The following is a 1248-nucleotide window of genomic DNA, read 5'->3' as shown; positions in this document are numbered from 1 at the left end:
GGGCCTTCCCCCGCGGAAGTGGACACGCGTTCGGGGTTGTCATGCGGCCAGCGTGAGCCTAGCGGACTCCTGCTGGTGCCGGTGTTCGAAGTCCACGGGGCTGAGCTGCCCGTTCGCGGAGTGGCGTCGCCGGATGTTGTAGCGGGTGAGCCACCGGAAGACGGTGCGTCTGCAGAGTTCTGCTCCCGGATAGCAGTGGGCACCTTGCAGGGTCTCCCGCTTGAGGCTGGCGTGGAAGCTCTCGCAGGCGGCGTTGTCGGCGGAGGTGCCGACCGCGCCCATGGACTGGGTCATGCCCAACTCGCTGCACAGCTTGGCGAATTCACGAGATGCGTACTGCGCTCCGTGATCGCTGTGGAAGATCGAGCCGTCCAGGCCGCCACGGGTCCGGGCCGCCATCCGAAGGGCGTCGGCGACGAGTTCGGTGCGCATGTGGCCGGCGATGGACCAGCCCACGACCCGACGGCTGAAGCAGTCCAGAACGGTGGCCAGATAGAGGAACTCCCCGTCCCCGACGGGCAGATACGTGATGTCGCCCATGTACTTGACTCCGGGCTCCGGGGCGGTGAAGTCCCGCTGGAACAGGTCCGGGACAGGTATCGCCGACGGCTCGGGGGTCGTGGTGCGGACCCGTCTGCGCAGGCGTATGCCCTGGATGGAGAACTTGCGCATCACGCGGGCCACGCGTTTCTCGTTGATCCTCCGGCCGTCGGCGCGGAGCTCGGCGGTGATCCGTGGGGAGCCGTAGGCGCCGTCGGAGTCGGCGTGGACGGCACGGATCTCTTCGGCCAGGGCCCGGTCGGCGGCCTGCCGCGCGGTCCGTGCGTCGACTCTGTCCCGCCACTTGTAGTAGCTGGAACGGTTCACGCCCAGCACCTGGCACAACCGCTTCACGCCGAAGGCGTCCCGGTGGTCGTGGACGAACTGGAAGCGGTTCACCAGTTCGTCTCGCCGGCGAAATACTTGGCTGCCTTGCGCAGGATGTCCCGTTCGGTGGCCAGCTTCCGCTCGCTCGCCTCAAGCTCGGCCACCCGGGCCTCCAGCTGCCGGATCCGCTCATCCGGGTCGGCGGACGGCGCCGGCTGTCCTGCCCGGGCCGACGCGGCCCCGCCTGCCCGAGCGGCGGGGGCGACGCCACGACGATCCCGCTCCCGCAGCACCCACTCACGCAGCGTCGCCCTGTTGATACCCAGGTCAGCGGCGATGCTCTTGTACGTCGCCCCGGGCGTGGACTCGTACAGGGCCACG

General features: G+C 69.2%; 1 protein-coding gene. It reads right to left on the bottom strand.

The genetic code is table 11. From position 1 onward, the window contains the following. Window positions 1-39: 39 nt before the first annotated feature. Window positions 40-1247, bottom strand: a protein-coding gene (locus ACLB9X_RS34370) for an IS3 family transposase (RefSeq protein ID WP_410364339.1) whose coding sequence is annotated in 2 segments (ribosomal slippage) — window positions 40-950 and window positions 950-1247 — 1209 coding nt in all. Because the reading frame shifts where the segments join, the coding sequence is not laid out codon by codon here. Window position 1248 lies beyond the last annotated feature (1 nt).

Origin of the sequence: Streptomyces sp. 5K101 (assembly GCF_046506645.1) — a bacterium.
In the GTDB taxonomy this organism is placed as follows: domain Bacteria; phylum Actinomycetota; class Actinomycetes; order Streptomycetales; family Streptomycetaceae; genus Streptomyces.
The sequence above is the reverse complement of the archived record's forward strand: the minus strand, read 5'-3'. Positions and strand labels throughout refer to the sequence as shown.